Source organism: Glycocaulis sp. (assembly GCF_052168375.1).
In the GTDB taxonomy this organism is placed as follows: domain Bacteria; phylum Pseudomonadota; class Alphaproteobacteria; order Caulobacterales; family Maricaulaceae; genus Glycocaulis.
In genome coordinates, this window is record NZ_JBQLZR010000053.1 from 1 (window position 1) to 2,505 (window position 2,505).

Annotated in this window: 2 protein-coding genes; one reads left to right on the forward strand and one right to left on the reverse strand. The window is 66.1% G+C overall.

Annotated features, from left to right (window positions below):
• Nucleotides 1-2,235: error-prone DNA polymerase (locus ACTS2Z_RS02210; protein ID WP_442571604.1), on the forward strand; the 2,235-nt coding region annotated here is incomplete at its 5' end.
• A gap of 11 nt (nt 2,236-2,246) precedes the next feature.
• Here the strand turns inward: ACTS2Z_RS02210 and ACTS2Z_RS02215 are convergent.
• Nucleotides 2,247-2,505 (reverse strand): hypothetical protein (locus ACTS2Z_RS02215; protein ID WP_442571605.1); only part of this gene is annotated, 259 nt, incomplete at its 5' end.

Below are 2,505 nucleotides of genomic sequence, written 5' to 3' on the forward strand. Positions count from 1 at the left end.
GGCATCACCTCTGTCGACCCGGCCACCAGCAGCCTTCTCTTCGAGCGCTTCCTTTCAAGGGAAAGGCGCGAACCGCCCGATATCGATGTCGATTTCGAGCACGAGCGGCGCGAAGAAGTGATGCAATACGTCTATGCCCGCTATGGCCGCCAGCGCGCAGGCCTGACCGCCACCGTCATCACCTATCGCCCGCGCTCTGCCGTGCGCGAGGTGTGCAAGGCGCTGGGCCTGACAGAGGACGTATCGGCGGCGCTTGCGGGCACGGTCTGGGGCTCGTGGGGGCGTACCATCGAGGACAAGCACATAGCCGAGGCCGGGCTGGACCCGCAAAACCCGATGATCCGCCGCGCCATCATCCTGACCCGCCAGCTCATCGGCTTTCCGCGCCACCTCTCCCAGCATGTCGGCGGCTATGTGCTGACACGCGGGCTGCTGACCGAGACCGTGCCGATCGGCAATGCCGCCATGGCGGACCGCACCTTCATCGAATGGGACAAGGACGATATCGACGCGCTGGGCATCATGAAGGTGGATGTGCTGGCGCTGGGCATGCTGACCTGCATCCGCAAGGCGTTTGACCTGCTGGCAGAGCACAAGGGCCTGACCCATACACTGGCCAGCATCCCCCCTGACGATACCGATACCTATGACATGCTGTGCCGGGCCGACAGCCTGGGCGTCTTCCAGGTGGAAAGCCGCGCGCAGATGAACATGCTGCCGCGCCTGAAGCCCCGCCGCTTCTATGATCTCGTCATTCAGGTAGCCATCGTGCGCCCCGGCCCGATACAGGGCGACATGGTCCATCCCTATCTGCGCCGCAGGAAGGCGGCAGAGGCCGTCACCTATCCCTCGCCCGCCCCCGAACACGGGCCACAGGACGAATTGCAGAGCATTCTGGGGCGCACGCTCGGCGTGCCGCTCTTTCAGGAACAGGCCATGCAGATCGCCATCGATGCGGCCAAGTTCACGCCCGACGAGGCCAATGGCCTGCGCCGGGCCATGGCGACCTTCCGGCGCGTCGGCACCATCCGCAAGTTCGAGGAAAAGATGGTGCTGGGCATGATCCGGCGCGGCTACGCGCCGGAGTTTGCCGCGCGCTGCTTTGACCAGATCAAGGGATTTGGCGAATACGGCTTTCCCGAAAGCCATGCCGCCTCCTTCGCCCTGCTGGTCTATGTCTCCTCCTGGATCAAGTGCCACCACCCGGACGTCTTTGCCGCCGCGCTTTTGAACTCCCAGCCCATGGGCTTCTACGCCCCGGCCCAGATCGTGCGCGATGCAAGGGAGCATGGCGTGGTGACCCGCCCGGCCGATGTGAACCACTCCTGCTGGGACAATACGCTGGAGCCTGATCCGGCAAGCCGGGGCGGCTTCGCCCTGCGCCTCGGCCTGCGCCAGATTGATGGTCTCAAAGAGGCTGAGATGATGCGTCTCACGGCGCTGCGCGGGAACGGCTATGCGAGCCCCGCAGACCTGCGCGCCCGCACCGGCCTGCCGCGTGCCACGCTGGAAAAGCTGGCGAGCGCCGATGCCTTCACCTCGCTGGGCCTGGACCGGCGCGCCGCCCTCTGGGCGGTTCGCGGGCAAGGCCTGGAGGCCCCTGCTCCGCTGCTGGCACTGGCCGGAGATGGCGGCGGACCGGAACACACCGCCCTGCCGGACATGCCTTTGTCGGAACATGTCGTGCAGGATTACCAGACCTTGCGCCTCTCGCTCAAAGCCCACCCCATGGCGCTGCTGCGCCCGGTCTGGCAGGCGGACCGCTTTCTCACGACGCGCGAGGCGTGCGAGGCGCGCAATGGCCGGCTGGTGCGCACGGGCGGGCTGGTTCTGGTGCGTCAGAAGCCGGGCACGGCCAAGGGCGTGCTCTTCATCACCATTGAGGACGAGACCGGCATTGCCAATCTGATCGTCTGGAAGAAGGTGGCCGAGCGCTTCCGCCCGGTCGTGATGGGCGCGCGTATCCTCGCCGTGACGGGACGGGTGCAGACCGGCGACAATGTCACCCATATCATCGCGGAAAGGCTGGAGGACCGGTCAGGCGACCTTACCCTGCTGAGCGAGGATGCCCATCGCAGCGCGCTTGATGGCGCCATGGCTGCCGCCGACGAGGTGCGAAGGCCCATCATGCCCCGGCGCGGACCGCCGCCCCGCCAGAGCCTTGCCGGTGACAGCTCGCACGCGCGCCACCCGCGCGATGTGCGCGTCATTCCCAAAAGCCGGGACTTTCACTGACCGCCGGAAGCCTATTGCCCCGACATGTCCATCACCTGATAGCCCTCAGGCACGGTGAAGAGCGCAGGGTCCTGCGAGCGGCGTGAAAAGCTGACCGCTTCCATCATGGGTGTGTTGGCGGTATCGGCGACGCGCAGGATGATATTGTCATCGGTCATGCAGCCCAGCGCTGCACCATCCGGCAGGTTTTCGTCCTCGATGCGATAGACCCTGCACGCCTCGCCCGCGACCGTGTCCTGACCCACAACCTCGCCAAAACGCTCATCAGCG